The organism is Nocardia sp. NPDC046763, assembly GCF_040645495.1.
Taxonomy (GTDB): domain Bacteria; phylum Actinomycetota; class Actinomycetes; order Mycobacteriales; family Mycobacteriaceae; genus Nocardia.
In genome coordinates, this window is record NZ_JBEYYI010000045.1 from 1 (window position 1) to 17326 (window position 17326).

17 protein-coding genes and 2 pseudogenes are annotated in these 17326 nt (G+C 69.1%); 4 read left to right on the forward strand and 15 right to left on the reverse strand.

Features of this window, described 5'->3' with window-relative positions; all coding sequences use genetic code 11:
- A pseudogene (locus ABZ909_RS40935) lies at positions 1 to 759 on the reverse strand (Fe-S oxidoreductase); the annotation flags it as partial.
- A 266-nt stretch (positions 760 to 1025) separates the two neighbouring features.
- Here ABZ909_RS40935 and ABZ909_RS40940 point away from each other — a divergent pair.
- Complete coding sequence (locus ABZ909_RS40940; protein ID WP_357011327.1) at positions 1026 to 1271, forward strand: hypothetical protein; 246 nt, start codon at positions 1026 to 1028, stop codon at positions 1269 to 1271.
- A 50-nt stretch (positions 1272 to 1321) separates the two neighbouring features.
- On the opposite strand, the gene ABZ909_RS40945 is transcribed toward ABZ909_RS40940, so the two are convergent.
- The 4 genes from ABZ909_RS40945 to bioB form a co-directional block, all read right to left on the reverse strand.
- Positions 1322 to 1492 carry a hypothetical protein gene (locus ABZ909_RS40945; RefSeq protein WP_357011329.1) on the reverse strand — a complete coding sequence of 57 codons (171 nt, stop codon included), beginning with the start codon at positions 1490 to 1492 and terminating at the stop codon, positions 1322 to 1324.
- Positions 1493 to 1576: 84 nt separating this feature from the next.
- The gene (locus ABZ909_RS40950; RefSeq protein WP_357011331.1) at positions 1577 to 2290 is read right to left on the reverse strand and encodes a DUF2567 domain-containing protein; all 714 of its coding nucleotides are present in this window, start codon (positions 2288 to 2290) and stop codon (positions 1577 to 1579) included.
- Positions 2290 to 2505: a hypothetical protein gene (locus tag ABZ909_RS40955; protein WP_357011395.1), complete on the reverse strand. Its 216-nt coding sequence runs from the start codon at positions 2503 to 2505 to the stop codon at positions 2290 to 2292. Before ABZ909_RS40955 ends, ABZ909_RS40950 begins: the two co-directional genes overlap by 1 nt.
- 101 nt (positions 2506 to 2606) lie before the next feature.
- Positions 2607 to 3644, reverse strand: coding sequence for a biotin synthase BioB (gene bioB / locus ABZ909_RS40960; protein ID WP_357011333.1), 1038 nt, complete (start codon positions 3642 to 3644; stop codon positions 2607 to 2609).
- 110 nt (positions 3645 to 3754) lie between these two features.
- On the opposite strand from bioB, the gene ABZ909_RS40965 reads away from it, so the two are divergent.
- Complete coding sequence (locus ABZ909_RS40965; protein WP_357011335.1) at positions 3755 to 4339, forward strand: TetR/AcrR family transcriptional regulator C-terminal domain-containing protein; 585 nt, start codon at positions 3755 to 3757, stop codon at positions 4337 to 4339.
- Between the two features lie 212 nt (positions 4340 to 4551).
- On the opposite strand, the gene ABZ909_RS40970 is transcribed toward ABZ909_RS40965, so the two are convergent.
- The 8 genes from ABZ909_RS40970 to ABZ909_RS41005 form a co-directional block, all read right to left on the reverse strand.
- Complete coding sequence (locus ABZ909_RS40970; RefSeq protein ID WP_357011337.1) at positions 4552 to 5700, reverse strand: alpha/beta hydrolase; 1149 nt, start codon at positions 5698 to 5700, stop codon at positions 4552 to 4554.
- A gap of 166 nt (positions 5701 to 5866) precedes the next feature.
- A complete protein-coding gene (locus ABZ909_RS40975; protein WP_357011338.1) occupies positions 5867 to 6334 on the reverse strand; it encodes an SRPBCC domain-containing protein in 468 nt (155 codons plus the stop codon).
- A 30-nt stretch (positions 6335 to 6364) separates the two neighbouring features.
- On the reverse strand, positions 6365 to 7762 hold the full coding sequence (locus tag ABZ909_RS40980) for a HAMP domain-containing sensor histidine kinase (protein ID WP_357011340.1): 1398 nt from the start codon (positions 7760 to 7762) through the stop codon (positions 6365 to 6367).
- Entirely contained in the window at positions 7759 to 8418 is a 660-nt protein-coding gene (locus ABZ909_RS40985) for a response regulator transcription factor (RefSeq protein WP_357011342.1), read from the reverse strand. The genes ABZ909_RS40980 and ABZ909_RS40985 overlap by 4 nt, the downstream gene beginning before the upstream one ends.
- Before the next feature lie 26 nt (positions 8419 to 8444).
- Entirely contained in the window at positions 8445 to 9701 is a 1257-nt protein-coding gene (locus ABZ909_RS40990) for a DUF1501 domain-containing protein (protein WP_357011343.1), read from the reverse strand.
- A gap of 17 nt (positions 9702 to 9718) precedes the next feature.
- Positions 9719 to 10936, reverse strand: coding sequence for a DUF1800 domain-containing protein (locus tag ABZ909_RS40995; RefSeq protein ID WP_357011345.1), 1218 nt, complete (start codon positions 10934 to 10936; stop codon positions 9719 to 9721).
- 205 nt (positions 10937 to 11141) lie between these two features.
- The gene (gene bioD / locus ABZ909_RS41000; RefSeq protein ID WP_357011347.1) at positions 11142 to 11864 is read right to left on the reverse strand and encodes a dethiobiotin synthase; all 723 of its coding nucleotides are present in this window, start codon (positions 11862 to 11864) and stop codon (positions 11142 to 11144) included.
- On the reverse strand, positions 11861 to 13015 hold the full coding sequence (locus tag ABZ909_RS41005) for an 8-amino-7-oxononanoate synthase (RefSeq protein ID WP_357011349.1): 1155 nt from the start codon (positions 13013 to 13015) through the stop codon (positions 11861 to 11863). Before ABZ909_RS41005 ends, bioD begins: the two co-directional genes overlap by 4 nt.
- A 105-nt stretch (positions 13016 to 13120) precedes the next feature.
- Between ABZ909_RS41005 and ABZ909_RS41010 the strand changes: the two genes are divergently transcribed.
- Positions 13121 to 13414 carry a hypothetical protein gene (locus ABZ909_RS41010; RefSeq protein WP_354842875.1) on the forward strand — a complete coding sequence of 98 codons (294 nt, stop codon included), beginning with the start codon at positions 13121 to 13123 and terminating at the stop codon, positions 13412 to 13414.
- 57 nt (positions 13415 to 13471) lie between these two features.
- Here ABZ909_RS41010 and ABZ909_RS41015 read toward each other — a convergent pair.
- Together ABZ909_RS41015 and ABZ909_RS41020 are read right to left on the reverse strand one after the other, a co-directional pair.
- Positions 13472 to 13690, reverse strand: a pseudogene (locus ABZ909_RS41015) (ABC transporter permease); the annotation flags it as partial.
- 46 nt (positions 13691 to 13736) lie between these two features.
- Complete coding sequence (locus ABZ909_RS41020; RefSeq protein WP_357011351.1) at positions 13737 to 15044, reverse strand: adenosylmethionine--8-amino-7-oxononanoate transaminase; 1308 nt, start codon at positions 15042 to 15044, stop codon at positions 13737 to 13739.
- 169 nt (positions 15045 to 15213) lie between these two features.
- Between ABZ909_RS41020 and glgX the strand changes: the two genes are divergently transcribed.
- Positions 15214 to 17325: a glycogen debranching protein GlgX gene (gene glgX, locus ABZ909_RS41025; protein ID WP_357011353.1), complete on the forward strand. Its 2112-nt coding sequence runs from the start codon at positions 15214 to 15216 to the stop codon at positions 17323 to 17325.
- The last annotated feature ends 1 nt before the right edge of the window (position 17326 follow it).

A 17326-nucleotide genomic window follows, 5' to 3' on the forward strand; every position in this document is an offset into this window, starting at 1 on the left:
AGCGACACCACCGTCATCCTCACGCTTGAAATAGATGTTCGGGAACGCAGCGAACCGATGCCACGCCACACCCCAGGTGACATTGCGGCCGACCACTATCACCCACACCAGCGCGGACATCAGCTTGAAGAATGCGAAGACCGACACCGCGGAAGCGCTCGCGGGCAGCAGCTTGGCGATGTTCATACTGACGAAGTCGCTTGCGGCATGGTGCTCGCCGGTGTAGCTGATGACCAGTGCCTTCACGCCGACCATGCTGATGCCCTCGACGAGCACGACGCCCTCGACGAAGTAGGCCGCGAGAAAGTTGGAGCCGGAGAACCGGGAGAGCCGCGCGGGGCGGCGCGGGTGGTTCAGCTGCCGGATGGCGATCAGCACCAGCGCGCCGACGATGGTGCCCAGGCCCAGCAACTCGTCGAGGAGGTGGTAGACGATGGTGTCACCGATCCACGGCCAGGTGAAGGTGGGGCTGAAGATCTGCCCCTGGGCCTGGAAGACGGTGACGAACCCGATCAGGAAGCCGACCATCACGAGCCAGTGCGCCCAGCCGACGGTCCGGAACTTCACCATGCGGCTGTGCGCGGCGAATTCCTTTACCACGGTGGCGAATCGGGGCAGGAACGGCCCGAATCGGTCCGGGGCCGGCTGCCCCAGCCGGATGGTGCGCACCATCCGACGTATCGCCAATATGAACCCGGCCCACGCGGGGACACCGATCAGTATGGAGATGATGCCCAGCGTTATTTGCAGGGGGCTCATACGGTGACCTTTCACTTACGAAGGAACGCAAGGTCGTTCGTCGCTCGCCGCATCATAACTTGAGCTAAGCTACTCGCGGGTAACCAGCGCGCCGCCGCCTGGCGTTTTCGATGAGCCCGAAATTCGGTCCGCGACCTCGACATGGTCGACGGATACGAGTTGCACTACACCACAACCGAAGTCGACTTCAGACCGGTGATCGCGCGATCGCAGAGGACCTCGACACCGGCGTCCCGCTCCCCGGATCAGCCGCCGCCCATTCCGGCGTGGTCGCCATGGTGCGCCGCCGGTGCCGCGAAATCTCCCGCGAAACCGGCATCCGGCAGGTGGTGCTGTGCGGCGGCGTGTCCCTCAACGAATTCCTGCCGGTCAACAACCTCGCCATACTCGAACGCGACGGCTTCGAGGTCTACGGCCACCGCCAGGTTCCCCCGAACGACGGCGGTATAGCCATCGGCCGGTTGGTGATCGCGGACTACCAGCGCACCTTCGGAAACGGCCGGGTGGGGTGAGCCCATGCGTAGCCGGCCGCCCGACAGTCTCTCGGCGTGGATCCGTCGAATCAGCGGTCCGCGTCGCGATTGCGGTGTTTGGTGGTGCGCTGGTAACGCCGGGCGCTCGGGATGGGCTGGGACGCATTGGATCTGCGGAGTTCGTGGCGTTGCCGCCACGCGGTCAGGTCCGGGCGTTCCGCCGGGGCGGGCGCGCCGCTGTCGGCGGGTGTGGTTTTCACAGGTCCCCCAGGGTGGATCGGTTCGGTGAACTCGAACACGGTAAAGGGGTACAACGCTGGAGCTCCAGCGAATATTGCGCGGGATCAGCCGGTGGTGTCGGATTCGGGGACGGGGCCCCGGACTTCGAAGGGCACCACGGGATCTCGCGGGCCGGAAGCCTGCCCGCCGCCGGGGTACGGGCCGTAGGTGATGGCGGAACCGTACTGGGACCCGGCGAGCACGGCCGGATCGGGGCGGCTGCCGCCGAACGGGAGGAACTGGCCGCTGCCGAGATCGTCGGAGGTGCTGAGGGCGGTCAGCAGGAGCGCCACCACGGCCGCGACCAGCGGCTGGGCGATCAGCGCGGCCCAACCCTCCACGGCGGGAGCGAAATCCACGATGGAGTGGAGGGCGGGATGCTGGGGGCGGGTGTGCAACTGCTCGGCGATGGCCTCCCCCACCACCTTCATCAGGAAGGCGCCGCCCAGCGATCCGAGCAGAATGCCCGATAGCAGCACGGGCCCCCGCACCCGGCGCCAGCGCCAGGCCGCGGCCGTGCCGAGGACACCGAGCACGATGCCGATCAGCACGAAAATAGCGAGGGCGTCGAAACGATGCATGCTCTCGCCGGTGAGGGCGGTGCCGCGATCCGTTTCGACCACCAGCAGCTGCTCGGTGGGAGCGAGGAACGCCCACACCACCCCGGCCAGGGCGCTCACCGCGACGAGGGCGGTGCACACCACCGCCGCCGCGCGTACTTCCCGCATCAGTACGTCGACGCGCAGTCCGCCCGGCTCGGCGGTGAGTGTGGTTGCCACTAGCGGTGTTCCAGCCTCGCGGAGTCGAGAACACCGTGGCGGGAGCATTTCGCCCACCAGCCGTCGGGGCTGACCTGCACGATCATGCGGCGGCCGCACTGTTCGCAGAAGCGCGGGGGCTCGAGGCCCAGAGCGGCGGCCGCTGGAACCGGATCATCCAGACCCGGCACGATCCGCTTACCCGTGAAAGGGTTGTAGCGCTCCTCGATGTCCACGATCACCTCGATGGATCCTTCGTGTCTCAATAGCAGTGCACTGTAAAGCGGGCCGCAGAGACCGTACCGCCACGGTACCGGTTTTCCATAGCCCGCTCGTCTCAGAGGGTTTCGTTGAGCGCCTTGATCGGCATCTTGAGCTCGCCGAGCAGATCGATGTCGGCCTCGGCGGGACGGCCCAGAGTGGTCAGGTAGTTGCCGACGATGACGGCGTTGATGCCGCCGAGGATGCCCTGCTTGGCGCCCAGGTCGCCGAGGGTGATCTCACGGCCGCCCGCGAAGCGCAGGATGGTGCGCGGGAGGGCCAGACGGAAGGCGGCGACGGCGCGCAGGGCGTCGGCGGCGGGCAGCACCTCGAGGTCGCCGAAGGGAGTGCCCGGGCGCGGGTTGAGGAAGTTCAGCGGGACCTCGTCGGGCTCCAGTTCGGCCAGCTGCGCGGCGAATTCGGCGCGCTGCTCCAGGGTTTCGCCCATGCCGAGGATGCCGCCGGAGCAGACCTCCATGCCCGCCTCGCGCACCATCCGCAGGGTGTCCCAGCGCTCGTCGTAGGTGTGGGTGGTGACCACGTTCGGGAAGTGCGAGCGCGCGGTCTCGAGGTTGTGGTTGTAGCGGTGCACGCCCATGGCGGCCAGCTGATCCACCTGCTCCTGGTTGAGCATGCCGAGCGAGCAGGCGACCTGGATGTCGACCTCGTTGCGAATGGCCTCGACGCCCGCCGCGACCTGCGCCATGAGCCGCTCGTCCGGACCGCGCACCGCGGCCACGATGCAGAACTCGGTGGCACCGGTCTTGGCGGTCTGCTTGGCGGCCTCGACCAGCGACGGGATGTCGAGCCACGCGGCGCGCACCGGGGACTGGAAAAGGCCGGACTGCGAACAGAAGTGGCAGTCCTCCGGGCAGCCGCCGGTCTTGAGCGAGATGATGCCCTCGACCTCGACCTCGGGCCCGCACCACTTCATGCGCACGTCGTGCGCCAGGCCGAGCAGCTCCTCGAGCCGGTCGTCGCCGAGGCGCAGCACCTCGAGGGTCTGGTCCTGGGTCAGACCGATGCCGCGCTCGAGCACCTGCTCGCGGGCGATGGCGAGAATGTCATCGCCTGCCGTGGTCACAGCATCGGTGGTGACGGCTGCCTGAGTCATGTCCGCGCGAATCCCTTCGTCCGACCGGTGTGGCCGAGCAACTTGAACGGTGTTCAGGGTAGGCTAGCAGTCCGGAACGTGAGCCGGAACACGAGAGGGTCGGGTTTTCAGTGCAACTCCATCGCACGGACGTGGTCGACGGGGCCATCGCCATACTCGACCAGTATGGTCTGGCGGATCTGACCATGCGCCGGCTGGCCGGCTCGCTGCACGTCCAGCCCGGTGCGCTGTACTGGCACTTCCCCAACAAGCAGGCGCTGCTCGGTGCGATCGCCGACCGGATTCTCGCGCCCATGGACGAACCGGTCGGGGCCGACGAATGGTCCAAGCAGATGACCGAATTGGCGCACCGCTTGCGCGAATGCCTGCTGGCCTATCGGGACGGCGCCGAATTGGTCTCGGCCACTTACGCTTCCCGCCTCACCACCAGCAAGGGCCGGGAACGCCTGGCCAGCGCCGCGATTCGCGCGGGCATGACGCGCGAGGAAGCCGAGCTCGCCGCCTACACGCTGCTGTACTACGTGCTCGGTCAGACGGTGGACGAGCAGTCGCGCATCCAGATGGATTCCGCGGGCGCGCTGACCGAGGAGAACTCGCCGCTCTACGACATGCCCGACGCCACCGCCCGTTTCGACTTCGGGCTGCAGTTGTTCGTCAGCGGCGTCCGCCACCTGCTGGGTTCCCGGATCCGCTGAAGCCGCCGCTACGAGTGTGGCTTTCCGGTATGTGCGCGGTGCACTTCCGCACCTGCCGCGCAGACCGTGCCACAGCCGGACACGTGAGCATCGATGCCGCCGAACAGGTGCGCGCGCAGCTGGAACGCTGGAATCCGGTGCCGCCCTCGGGGATTCGCCCGGCGGGCGACCACCCGGTGCGCTGACCGCGGCGATCCCGCGCGCCGATCGGGTCAGCGTCCGACCGAGGCCTCCACCACCTCGTCGGCCTGCACCTGCCGCACGAACGGCACCACCTGCTGCTCGATGACCGTGTTGTACTCCTGCGGCCGCTCGATCGGGTTGGCGTGCCCGGTGGTTCGCGTGGTCACCACCAGCAGCGTCCCGTTCACACCGCCCACCTGGTCGATGAGCACCTTGTGCGAGTACTCCACATCCACGATCGGATCGTCGTACGGGTTGTGCGGCCGGATGAACACGATGGCCGGACGCGGTTTGCCCGCAGCGGGTTTGGACAGCGCCCGCAGATCGTCGACCGCGCCGCCGGCCACAATGGCCTTGAACTGGGCCTCGATCAGGCCGTTGCTGGCGGCATTGGTGTTCAGGATCTTGTCGCGCAGAACGTTCTTGACCGCCTCGCGGAACTCGTCGCCGCGGATCACATAGCGTCCGCCGACGAAACTCTCATGGCGGGCATAGGTTTCCACGATCAGCCGCAGCAGCCGGCTCTCCCGCGCACCGGGCACCCAGCCCATCCAGCGCAGCATTTCCTCGCCCTGGTCGCGGCTCTCGGGGCGGACCGCGTTCAGATCCACCGGCGTGCAGTCCAGGATCACCGCCCGCACCCGCTTCCTGCTGTCCTGATGCAGGTGCTTCGCGATCTCCAGTGCGATGACCCCGCCCATGCTGTGCCCGGTCAGCACCACGTTCGGCACCTTGGCCGCGTCGGTGACCTTCACGATCAGATCCGAGATGACCTTGGTGTCGATACCGTCGTTGTCGTAGCGCACCGCCCACACCGATCCCAGCCGCCGCAGTGACGGCAGCGCCCGGGCGGTGTCACTGGCGTCGAGGACACCCAGCCCGACCAGATCGAAGACGGCGGTGTCGCCGGCCTGCGGATCCGACGGGCCCGCGATGGGCAGCACCGCGGGTTCGGTGCGTGCCAGTCGCGCCTGCTCCGGCAGCACGTCCAAACCCATGTATTCGGCGAAGGCGCCCAGCGCCACCAGCGGCACCAGGCTCAGCCGCAGGACCAGCAGCCGGGTCCGCCGCCACCGGACCCAGCCGACGCCCGAGCGGGTCGTGCGCAGGCGCGCGCGACGCCGCCGATCGTCATAGTCGGCGGCGGCGGACGGATTCGGAAAACCCGGCAGCGCCATACCAATCAACTGTACGAATTTCCGGCTGGTCATCCAGGCTTGTTCTGACGGTCATCTCCTGGTAGCGCACAGGCCATCTCGATGAGCGGCGGCCATCGCCGCGCAATGCCGATGGATCGAGGGCGATTTCGCGGGCGGTGTCAGTGGATTTCGAGGGCGGGCGGTGTCAGTCCTCGGCGACCTGCTCGGTGTGCTCGGCGAGTTTGGCCAGGGCCGTGCGGAAGCCGATCTCGTTCTCGTCGGGCGAGAGTCCCGGCGGCAGGTTCTCGTGGTACGCGGTCACGCGGGTCCCGCCCGGGACGTCGTCGAGGGTGTAGGTCACCGTCATCTCGCCACGCAGATCCGGGTCGTCCGTTTCGAATTCGAGGGTCTGCACCACCTCGCGATCGGGCACGATCCGGGCGAACACACCGTGGAAGGTGTCGGTGTGCGAGGTCGTCTTTCCGGCGCGGGTGTGCAGGTCGTAGGTCAGCGAGATACGGATCCGCCCGCCGACGCGGGGATCGAACTCATGGATGCGACTGGTCATGCCGTCGGGAACCATCCACGTGCGCACCGAATGCACATCCAGGAGCGCCCGGAAGACATTCGGACGCGGGGCACCGACGAACTTCTCGACTCGAGTGGAAGGCACCGCGCCACCCTACGCCCGATGTGATGAAGATCACGACAACTCTGCCGAGCCGTCCGGCACGTCCTCGGGCGCGACCGGCAGGGCCAGCGTGGCCAGGGTGCCGCCGCCCGGCGCCGGAGCCAGGGTCACCGAACCGGAATGGACGGTCGCCACCCACCGCACCAGCGACAGGCCGATACCGTGATGCCCGCGCGCCCCGACCGCGCCACGCCGGAAGGGATCGGTGAGCGCGGGATCCAGGCCGGGCCCGTGATCGCGCACGAGCACCTGCCCCGCCGCCACCCGCACCTCCACGGGCGTGCCGCCGTGTACCAGGGCATTGTCGATGAGATTGCGGACCGCCAGGGCCAGCAGATCCGGATCAGCCCGCACCGCAGTGGGTTCCGCGGTGAGGGTGACGTCCCCGCCGCATTCCGCGACCACACCCTCCACCAGCTGGTCCAGGTGCAGGCGCTGCCGATCCAGTTCGCCCACACCGGTTTCGGCGCGGGTGCGGGCCAGCAGCCCGGCCACCATCCGTCCCATGCGGTCGGTGAGCGCGCGGGCGTCGGTGACCGCGCGCCGGGCGTCGGCCGGATCACGCAGCGCCGCATCCAGGTAGAGCCGCAAAGTGGCCAGGGGCGTGCGCAATTCGTGCGAGGCCTCGGACAGGAAGCGCTCCTGCTGGTCGAGCATGCGCACCGCCGGGCGCATGCTCACCCCGGACAACAGGTGTCCGGCCAGGGCGGCCAGGGCCACCAGGGTCAGCCCGCCGCCCCACAGGGCCACGACCAGGCTGCGGTGGTCGCTCTCCCCCGGCGCCGGGTCGCCGCCCGCGAAAACGACGGCGCCGACCGTCGAGTCGTTGTCCCAGGCCGGGGCCGCCGCCAGTCGCACCGGATTGCCATCGCGGTCGGTGCGGCTGTGCCACTGGGTGTCCTCGGCATCGGCAGCCCGCTGCGCGAGTCCGGTCAGGTCCGCGGGCAGCCCGGATCGCCTGTGCACGAACAGTTCCTGCCATCGGCCGTTCTGATCGCGGACCAGAATCGCGACGGCGCTGGGGCCGCTCGCCAGATCGTCGTCGCCGCGCACGGTCTCCAGATCGACACTGCCGTCCTCGTTCCAGTACACCTCGCGCGCCAGCCCGGTCACCACCCGGTCGACGCCCGCGTCCAGGGCCTTCTCCCGCGAATGCCCATCGATGGAGGCCGCGAGGGACGCGAGCACGATCAGGCAGACAGCGGTCAGCGCGGTGAACAGCGCGGTCAGCAGCCATCGCGTGCGCCGTAGCCGACCCAGTGTGGTCGGTCGTGGCCCGGGCCTGCTCCACCGCCGGCGGGCGAGCCCGCCTCGTGCCGAATCATGGTCGGCCACACCGGGATCGGCGTCCGGTCGCGTACCCGCGTTGCCGGGATGGCCACGGACCGTCATGCGCCGCCGGATCTTCACGGCGTGACAGTGAAACCGGCACCGCGGACGGTTTCGATGAGGGGCGGGGAGCCGAGCTTGCGACGCAGCTGGGCGACCACGACATCGACGACATTGGAGGCGGGTTCGGCCATTTCGTCCCAGCAGCATTCGATGAGTTCGGCGCGGGTCACGACGGTTCCGGCGCGCACCGCGAGCAGCTCCAGGACGCCGAACTCCTTCGGAGTCAAGGTGAGCAGCGTGCCCGCGCGGTGGACACGGCGGCGCGGCCGGTCCACCACGAGGGTGCCGACGACCGTGCGGGTGGGTGCGGGCAGCTCCCGGCGCCGGCACAACGCGCCCACGCGGGCGGCCAGTTCGTCCATGGCGAACGGTTTGACGACATAGTCGTCGGCGCCCTGGGCGAAGCCGTCGAGCCGGTCGGCGAGGGCGTCGCGGGCGGTGAGCATGACGACCGGGGTGCGCTGCCCGGAGTCCCGATGGGCACGCACCAGGTCGAGGCCGTCGCCGTCGGGCAGGCCGCGGTCGACGACCAGGCAGTCGTAGGTGTTGACGGTGATCTTCAGGTCGGCGTCGGCGTAATCGCGGGCCAGGTCCACCGCGAAACCGGCCGCGCGCAGCCCGGCCGCGACCTCGTCGCCCAGATTCCTGTCGTCCTCACACACGAGTACCCGCACCTGCGCAATTACAGCATCCGTACCGGTCACGCGGCCACGACCCCGGGCAGCGGACGCGGGGAACCGGGCAGGACGTCCCCGGCCGGGACGCCGAACCAGCTCTCGGCGAGGGTGGCGTAGAACTCGGTCATATCGACCGTGGCGTGCAGATTGCCGTCCGCGTCGAGGGTGCGCAGCGACGGTGTCTCCCCGAAGACGCCGGGGTGGGTGGGCCCGAGCAGCAAGGCGGTCCCGGCCGCGCCGTGATCGAGGCCGTCCGAGTCGTTCACCGGGACACGGCGGCCGAATTCGCTGTACGCGGCGACGAGCACGCGATCGGCGATGCCACGGGCAGCCAGGTCCCGGCGGAAGGCGGCGAGCCCCGCGTCCAGCTCCCGCATCAGAATCTCGTAGCGGCGCGAATGCTTCGAGTGGGTGTCGAAGTCCGCGCCCATGGGGACGTGCACGATGCGCAGGCCGTGGTTGTCGTCGGCGAGCAGCCGTGCGGCCAAACGTAATTGGACACCCAGGTCACTGCCCGGATAGCCGTCCGCGGCCGCCGGAAGGGTGGCCGCCACATCCGAGAACCGCAGCGCGGCCGCGCTGCCCGCCCGGGCGGTGGCGAAGAGCGGCGCGTCCGCGCGGTCCGGGTGCGCCATGGCCCGCTGGGCGGCCAGCCAGGCGGCGCGGATGTTCTCGTCCTCGAAAACCGGGAACAGGCCGTCGTTTCCGGCATCCACGGACAGTGTGGTGACCCGTTCGCAGGCGAGCGCCGGTGTCGCGCCGATGCCCAGCGACACACCCACCGCCGGTGCGGCCGGGTCGCCGAGGTGGTCGCAGAGCCGCCCGAGGAATCCGGTGTCCGGCCGGGCAGTGCCCTCGGGATCGCCGGTCTCCCAGCGGTGCAGCATCTCGAAATGCGACAGATCGGGTTTGGCGGTGCCCACGCCCGGAATCACCGAGACGCCCGCGGCGGCAAGTTCTTTCAGCTGCGGATGCAAGCCGAGCGCGCCATCGATGGCGTGCACGTGCTCGGCGGCGATCGCGGTTCCGCGCCGCAGGTCGTGATAGCGGGAGTCGGCGTAGGGCACGGCCATCGACAATCCGTCACTGCCCCCGGCCATTTCGATCACCACCAGCCGCCGCTTGGCGAGCGCCGCCGCCCGTATCGGCGCGGGCGGATTCCAGACCTCCGGCGAGCCTGACGAGCCGAGCAGCCGATGGCCCGCCACCGCGCCGACCGCGGCCACCGCCCCGGCGCCGATACCCGCCCGCAGCACGGTGCGCCGATTCAACGAGACCATGGAAAAGTCCTTCCGGTTCATGCCAGCGTGAATTCGGGCGAGGTGATGACCAGGGCCAGCAGGGCCGTCGCGGTCTGTTCCGGGTTCCGGCGCAGTTCGAACGCCAGATCGCGGGCGGCGGTGCGGGTTCCGGGGCTCGGGTCGTAGATCGAGGCGCGGGTGAACGCGGCCGCGACCGGGTCGCCGGCCCCCGCGATCTCGGTCAGCGCGGGCGCGTTCACCGCCAGTGCCGCTCGTGCGACGGCCGTACCCGGCGCGACCCACCGATTCCCCGGCGGCCAGCCCGCCACATTCGGCGGATAGAACGGCGATTGGCCGAGCGCGGTCATGGTCTCGAAAGCGGTTGCCGCATTGTCGATCCCGCACACGGCCAGGGTGGCGGTGACCCATTCGACCGGATAGCGCGGGCGCGCGTACCGCGCCTCAGTGAACGACGGATCGTGCAGGATCGCCGCCACCAGGGGCCGAATCTCCAAGCGCGCCTGCGTGAAAACGGCAGCCAGCTCGGTCAGCCGCTGCTCCGAGGCGATCCGGCCGACCAGGAAATGGTGCAGTTTCGCGGCGATGAACCGCGCGCACTCGGGCCGATCGCACAGCACGTCGACGGCATCTCGGACCGTGGTCACCTGTCGTCCCAGCAGTTCCACGGCCCGCTGGTTCCCGGATTCCGGATCGAATGCCACCGACCCGTGGTCGTCGACACTCCACCCGGACAATGCGACCGCCGCGGCCCTCACATCCCGCTGCGTGTAGCTCCCCCGCCCGAGGGTGAACAACTCCATGAGCTCCCGCCCATGATTCTCATTGGGCGCCTGTGCAACCGATCCGGCACCGTCGAGCCATTGCAGCATGGCCCCGTCCACCGTCACCGCCTGCGCCAGCTCCCGGAAATTCCCCAGCGCGAATTTCCGGAACAACAGATGCTGCCGCCACATCAGGTCCCAGGTGTCGACCTTGTCATGACTCGACGTGAAATGCCCGTGCCAGAACCACACCATCTTCTCGTGCACCCCGGCCGCCGGATCCACCATCGCCCGCAGCCACGCACCGACCGGCCCATCCGAAGCGGCATCGGCCTCCTCGTCGAATACCGGCATCGCAATCTGTATCGGTCTCGCACCGAGCACCGCATCGACGACGCCCTCGGCCCCGCGCCCCGCCAACGACTCCACCTGCCCGGGAAACGGTCCGAACGTAGTGCGCCGCAGCACATGTGCAACCCCGGGCTCATCCATGCCGCCAGCCTGCCGAACCGCCTGTTAGGAATTCATGAGGCGCCCGGGCGGCTCCTGCGACAAATGACGCAGCTGACAAATGACGCATCTTCAGAAGTACACGACACCTCGGCAACTGCCGGGTTTCGGACGTTCGACGCTACCGGGCGTCGACAGACCAGTTCCTCGGAACTCGCGTCACTGTCGGCAAAGCCCGCAACCGGTGCTACGAGGCACCGACCCACCCCGGCGATTGCTGGGCACGGGTCAGGAGGTGGCCGGCGGTCCAGGTCGGGTCGAACCAGGTGGGGGCGGCGGTGGTGAAATCGGGGGAGGGCCAGGAGCCGGCGCCGGAGGGGATGGAGCCGACCACGTCGACGCCGGTTACGGCGGGGAGGTCGGTGCGGTTGCACTCGGAGGCGAGATCGGGGGTGGCGGGCCAGGATCCGATGACGAGGCCGGTGCAGGGTACGCCGGCGGCGGCCAGGGCTCGGGTGGTCAGTTCGCTGTGGTTGAGGGTGCCGAGGCCGGGGGCTGCTACCAGGAGTACCGGGGCGCTGAGTTTCTGGGCCAGGTCGAGGAGGGTGAAGTCGCCGATGCGGACCAGCAGGCCGCCGGCGCCCTCGACCAGGACGAGGTCCGCGTCCGCGCAGGACTCGATGCCGGCGATGGTCTCGGACAGGGTCAGCAGCGGTTGGCCGCAGCGCCGGGCGGCGGTATCGGGGGCCAGGGGCTCCGGGTAGCGGGCCAGTTCGAGGGTGCGGGTGACCCCGCTCAACCGGGTGATCTCGGCGAGGTCGCCGGATTCGCCGGGGGCCACGCCGGTTTGGGCCGGTTTGCAGACGGCGACGTCCAGACCTGCGGCACGGGCGGTCGCCGCCAGGGCCGCGGTGACGATGGTCTTGCCGACGTCGGTGGAGGTGCCGGTGATGAGCAGGAGGCGGCTCATGCCGGGACCACCTGCCGCCCACGGGCTTCGGCGAGGACCTCGCCGAGAACGGTTGCGATGGTGGCCAGCTCGGCCTCGGTGAGGTCGGCGCGGGCGGTCAGGCGCAGGCGGGAGGTGCCCTCGGGGACCGACGGCGGGCGGAAGCAGCCGACGCTGAGGCCGCGGGCGCGGCAGGCCTGGGCGGCGTCGTAGGCGACCTGGGCATCGCCGAGGATGACCGGGACGACAGCCGAATCCGGTTGGCCGACACCGGCGATGCGGGCCAGATCGGCGGCGCGGTCGAGCACCCGCTGGGCCATCTCCGGGTCGCGGCGCAACAGCTGCAGGGCCGCGCGGGCCGCGCCGACGGCGGCGGGCGCCAGGCCGGTGTCGAAGATGAAGGTGCGGGCGGCGTCGATGAGGTGGGCGCGCACCCGTTCGCTGGCCAGCACCGCGCCGCCCTGGGCGGCAAAGGCTTTGGAGAGGGTCGCGGTGATCACCAGGTCGGGCTCGCCGGCCAGCCCGCACTCCTGCACCAGGCCGCGGCCGCCATCGCCGCGCACCCCCAGGCCGTGCGCCTCGTCCACGATGAGCACCGCGCCATTGGCCCGGGTCACCCGGTGCAGTTCGGTCAGCGGCGCGAGATCCCCGTCGGCGCTGAACACCGAATCCGTCAAGACCAGTGCCCGTTCCTCGGTGCGCTCGGACAGCAGGCGGTCCACGGCCGCCGGGTCGCAGTGCGGCGCGATCTCCACCCGCGCCCGCGACAGCCGGCAGGCGTCGACCAGCGAGGCGTGGCTGCCCGCGTCCGAAACCACCAGTGCGCCACGACCGGCCAGCGCGGTAACCGCGCCCAGGTTGGCGGCGTAGCCGGAGGCGAACACCAATCCGGCCTCCGCGCCGACGAATTCGGCGAGCTCGGTCTCGAGCTTTTCGTGCTCGGCGGTGGTCCCGGTGACCAGGCGCGAGCCGGTCGCGCCGGCGCCCCAGTACCGCACCGAGGCGACGGCGCCCTCGATCACCTCGGGGTGGCGCACCAGCCCGAGATAGTCGTTGGAGGCCAGGTCGATGGTCACCGTGTCGGAGGTGCGGGGGCGCAGCTCACGGCGCAGCCCGGCGTCCACGCGCTCGGCAGCGCGCGCGTCGAGCCAGCTCAGGGGATCGGCAGTCACAGCTCGGAAGCATACTTGAACACCGTTCAAGGGGCCATGGGTGTCGGTACCCGGCGCTATGCTGGGAAGTCGTAAGGAGGCTGCGCGATGCCACGATGGGCAATAGTGGTCGAGCAGACGACCGGCTTCGGCGACAGCAAAACCTGGAGTCCGAAGATCCTCACAGAGGTGGTGGGAACCCGCGAACAAGCCCTCGCGAAAGTCCCGGACCTCGTCTCGAAATTCCAACCCGATCATCCGAAGTTGATCAGCCGCCGCACCATCCTGCGAGACGGCGACACCTTCATGCTGATCGCCCGTGGCTGGTCAGACGACTATCACTGCGTATTCAAGGTCTGGGAAGTCCTGTCAGACAGTGACAATTCAGACAAGGTACGCGAAAGACGGGCCAACCGTTGACGGCTCGCACCGCGCGAGCCGACACGGCACCACACCGGTAGCCGAGACCGCGTCGGCCTACCGGACCAGCCGGCCCAGCAGGGCCGACGCGGTGGCGACGCCGAGGGTGGCGGCCCCGGCCAGTACACCGAAGTCCAGCCAGAGGTCGGCCTGTGTGCCGATCAGCAGGCCACGCAGCGCGTCCACCTCGTAACTGAGCGGGTTGACGTGACTGACGACCCGCAGCCACGTCGGCATGAGGTCCACCGGGTAGAGCGCGTTGGAGGCGAAGACCACGGTGTTGGTTCCGTAGCGGTGAGTCAGGCCAGCGCGAAATTGATGGTCAGACGGCTGCGGCGGCGCACATGGCGGCGGAGATGCGGCGGACGTCGTCGCGGGTGCTGATGAATGGCGGCATGCAGTAGATGAGATTGCGGAACGGGCGGAGCCAGACACCGGATTCGACTGCGGCGTGGGTGGTTTTGCGCATGTCCACGGGATGGTTCAGTTCGATGACGCCGATCGCGCCGAGAGTGCGGACGTCGGCGACGGCCGGGAGATCACGCGCGGGGGCCAGGCCCTCGGCGAGCCCGGCCTGGATCTCGCGGACCTCGCTCTGCCAGTCGCGCGAGAGCAGCAGTTCGATCGAGGCCACCGCGACCGCGCACGCCAGGGGATTGCCCATGAAGGTCGGGCCGTGCATGAGCCCGCCGTGCGAGCGGCTGATGGTTTCGGCGATCTCGGTGGTGCACAGCGCGGCGGCCAAGCTCATGTAGCCGCCGGTGATGGCCTTGCCCACGCACATGACGTCGGGCCGGACATCCGCTTGCTCGGCGGCGAAAAGCGTTCCGGTGCGGCCGAATCCGGTGGCGATCTCGTCGAACACCAACAGGACACCGTGCTCGTCGCACAGTCGGCGCAGATCGGCCAGGTAGCGCGGATCATGGAAGCGCATGCCGCCCGCGCCCTGCACCACGGGTTCCACGATGACCGCTGCCAATTCGTGCGCGTGCGCGGCGAGAGTCCGCTCCAGCTCCGAGACGTACAGCGGCTCATAGGCTTCCGGCGGCGGGCTCACGAAGACCTGCGGGACCAGGACATCGGTCCACAGCGAGTGCATGCCGCCCTCGGGATCACAGACACTCATGGGGGTGAAGGTGTCGCCGTGGTAGCCGCCACGCCAGGTCATCAACCGGTGCTTCTCCGGCCGCCCCAGCGCCCGCTGGTACTGCAGGCACATCTTCACCGCGACCTCCACCGACACCGAGCCGGAGTCGCAGAGGAAGACCTTGTCCAGGCCCTCGGGCGTGAGCTCGACCAGCAGCTGCGACAGCCGCGCCGCCGGCTCGTGGGTGAGGCCGCCGAACATGACGTGACTCATCTTCCGTGACTGCGCCAGCAGGGCGGCGTCCAGCACCGGGTGCTGATACCCGTGTACGGCAGCCCACCAGGAGCTCATGCCGTCCACCAGTTCCCGGCCGTCGGCCAGGGTGAGCCGGGTGCCCGACGCGGAGGCGACCACCAGCGGCGCGGTGGTGGCCGGGAAGCCGCCGTAGGGATGCCACACGTGGGCGGCGTCGATCGCGGTGATCTCGCCGGAGGGCGCCCCGACGGGCTCGGTCAGTGCCGCAACAGGCTCGGTCGATGCCACGAGAAGTCCTTCGAGGAGCGGGCTTGAACGGCGTTCAAGTTACCACGAACCCCGGCGTCCACCGGCACGATGCCGGACCAGCGCACCCGGGACCAGATCAGGGATCCGGTCGGGCAGACCTGGCGGGGACTCGGTCGGGAGGACGATCCGGCCCGCTAGGGTCTGGATCATGGCTCCCGCAACTCCAGGCACCACCGCGCTCGGTGTCTGGCCGGGGACCGCCTACCCGCTGGGCGCGACCTACGACGGCGCCGGGACGAACTTCTCGGTGTTCTCCGAGGTGGCCCGCCGGGTGGAGCTGTGCCTGATCGACGCGGACCACCGCGAGACCCGGGTGCCGCTCGACGAGGTGGACGGCTATGTCTGGCACGCCTATCTGCCCGGCGTCGGGCCCGGACATCGGTACGGTTTCCGGGTGCACGGGGGCTTCGATCCGAAGCGCGGGCTGCGCTGCGATCCCAGCAAACTGCTGCTGGACCCGTACGGCAAAGCGTTCGAGGGCGATTTCGGAACCGCCATCGCGCCCTACAACTTCGGGCAGAACTCGCTCGGGCACACCATGACCGGGGTGGTCGTCAACCCGTACTTCGACTGGGCCGACGATCGCTCGCCGAAACGGCCGTACCACGAGACCGTCATCTACGAGGCGCACGTGAAGGGCATGACCGTCACGCATCCGGAGGTGCCGCCGGAACTGCGCGGCACCTTCGCGGGCATGGCGCATCCGGCGATCCTCGAGCACCTGCGGGGGCTGGGCGTGACGACTGTGGAGCTCATGCCCGTGCACCAGTTCCTCGACGACCGCATTCTGCTGGACCGGGGACTGCGGAATTACTGGGGCTACAACAGCTTCGGCTATTTCGCGCCGCATCGGGGCTATGCGGCGGGCTCCTCCCCCGCCGCCGCGGTCACCGAATTCAAGACCATGGTGCGCGCCTTCCACGCCGCCGGCATCGAGGTGATCCTCGACGTGGTCTACAACCACACCGCCGAGGGCAATGAATTCGGGCCGACCATCAGCTTCCGCGGCATCGACAATGCCGCGTATTACCGCCTGGTGGACGATGATCCGCAGCATTACATGGATTACACGGGCACCGGAAACAGCTTCAACATGCGCCACCCGCACGCCCTCCAGCTGATCATGGATTCGCTGCGCTACTGGATCCTCGACATGCGCGTGGACGGATTCCGCTTCGACCTGGCCGCCACCCTGGCCCGCGAATTGCACGATGTGGACCGGCTTTCCACCTTCTTCGACCTGGTGCACCAGGATCCCGTGGTGAGCCAGGTGAAGCTCATCGCCGAACCCTGGGATGTGGGCGAGGGCGGATATCAGGTCGGCAATTTCCCGGTGGCCTGGACCGAATGGAACGGCAAATACCGTGACACCGTGCGGGATTACTGGCGCGGGCAGCCGGCGACGCTGGGCGAGTTCGCCTCCCGGCTCACCGGATCCTCGGATCTGTACGAGGCCACCGGCCGCCGGCCCAGCGCCAGCATCAATTTCGTGACCGCGCACGACGGATTCACGCTGGCGGATCTGGTGTCCTACAACGAGAAACACAACGACGCCAATGGCGAGGGCAATCACGACGGCGAGAACTACAACCGCTCCTGGAACTGCGGCGTCGAGGGCCCGACCGAGGATCCGGAGATCCTGGCCCTGCGCGCGCGGCAATCCCGTAATCTGCTCGCCACCCTGATGCTGTCGCAGGGCACCCCGATGTTGTTGCACGGCGACGAATTCGGCCGCACCCAGCGCGGCAACAACAATGTCTACTGTCAGGATTCTCCGCTGTCGTGGATGGACTGGACGTTCATGGACACCAATGCCGATCTGCTCGAATTCACCAGGCGCGCGGTCGCGCTGCGCGCCGCGCACCCGGTGTTCCGGCGGCGCCGCTTCTTCGATCCGGCGCCCGATCCCGAAGACCTGGGCGATATCGCCTGGTTCACCCCCGGCGGCGCGGCCATGACCGACGCCCACTGGGAGACCGGCTTCGCCCGCTCGCTGGCGGTGTTCCTCAATGGCGACGGCATCAACGAGCCGGGCCCGCGCGGGGAACGCATCGCCGACGACTCGTTCCTGCTGTGCTTCAACGCTCACGACCAAGCCCTGGGCTTCGCCCTCCCCGACGCCCGGCACGGTAATGCCTGGTCGGTCGCCCTGGACTGCGCCACGCCCACCGGCCGCCCCGCCGCCGACACCGTCTTCTCCGCTGCCGCAACGGTGCAAGTGCCCGCACGCTGTCTACTCGTGCTGCGCCGTACGGCATGAT

Excerpts from the sequence above, each read along its gene's own strand:
- bioB (WP_357011333.1), bottom strand. The coding sequence starts at position 3,644 with ATGACTCAGGCAGCCGTCACCACCGATGCTGTGACCACGGCAGGCGAT.
- ABZ909_RS40970 (WP_357011337.1), bottom strand. The coding sequence starts at position 5,700 with ATGGCGCTGCCGGGTTTTCCGAATCCGTCCGCCGCCGCCGACTATGAC.
- ABZ909_RS40990 (WP_357011343.1), bottom strand. The coding sequence starts at position 9,701 with ATGGTCTCGTTGAATCGGCGCACCGTGCTGCGGGCGGGTATCGGCGCC.
- ABZ909_RS40995 (WP_357011345.1), bottom strand. The coding sequence starts at position 10,936 with ATGGATGAGCCCGGGGTTGCACATGTGCTGCGGCGCACTACGTTCGGA.
- bioD (WP_357011347.1), bottom strand. The coding sequence starts at position 11,864 with ATGAGCCGCCTCCTGCTCATCACCGGCACCTCCACCGACGTCGGCAAG.
- glgX (WP_357011353.1), top strand. The coding sequence starts at position 15,214 with ATGGCTCCCGCAACTCCAGGCACCACCGCGCTCGGTGTCTGGCCGGGG.